Raw genomic sequence first — 812 nt, forward strand, 5'->3', positions numbered from 1 at the left:
CCTCAAGCAGCACCACCAGTTCCGAGCGGGAGTCGGCATCGCAGGCGATGTGGCCGGGAAAATCATGCACGTCCTTGATCAGCATAGAGGTGCCGAGTTCGACCGCCGTTCCGCACACGCCCTTGCCGACGGCGATGCGCACGCAGGCCGGCTTGCCCTGGAACGGCCCGAGCACCATTTCCTCGTCCGATTGCAGGAAATAGAACCCGGCCCAGTTGAGGTCCGGCACCATCTGGAAGATGAGTGCTGCGGTGTTGGCGGCGTTGGCGATCGAATCGCGCTCGCCGTCGAGCAGCGCCTTAAGCTGAGTGGCGAGGTCGCGGTAGAACGCGGCCTTGTCTGAGGTGTCGATGGCCTTGGCCGCAAACATGAACGTGTCTCCGTATAGGGGGTGGCGGTTCGTCCGATCGCTTGCCAAAGTCCGGCGAGCTCCGCAACCAGACGGCCGCCTGGACAGTCTAGCGTGGATTGCGTCCTCTCCGAAAGCCGCAAGATCAGGATTGCCTCCCGGCGCTGAGCCGGTCGGCAAGGCAGCTATGCGTAAACTTTGCGATGGATCATCTTGAGAATCATGACGGCCCCGATCGGGGGCCGCCATTCACATCTCAAACAGGTCGAACAAGTCCTGGGTTTTAGTAGCCGCCCATGCCGCCACCGCCGCCACCCGCAGGCGCGGCATCCTTGGCCGGGATGTCGGTGATCATCGCTTCGGCGGTGATCAGGAGGGCTGCGATCGAGCCGGCATCCTGCAGTGCGGTGCGCACCACTTTCGCCGGATCCACGATGCCTGCCTTGATCATGTCGACATAGAC

Annotated in this window: 1 protein-coding gene and 1 pseudogene; both read right to left on the reverse strand. The window is 62.8% G+C overall.

The window, feature by feature from the left end; translation table 11 throughout:
• The coding region (locus EN964_RS36005) for a GAF domain-containing protein (protein ID WP_164776527.1) at positions 1 to 370 on the reverse strand (370 nt) is incomplete at its 3' end.
• Between the two features lie 262 nt (positions 371 to 632).
• Positions 633 to 812: pseudogene (gene groEL, locus EN964_RS36010) on the reverse strand (chaperonin GroEL); the annotation flags it as partial.

It is taken from the genome of Mesorhizobium sp. M7A.F.Ca.CA.001.10.2.1 (genome assembly GCF_003998575.1).
Lineage (GTDB): Bacteria > Pseudomonadota > Alphaproteobacteria > Rhizobiales > Rhizobiaceae > Mesorhizobium.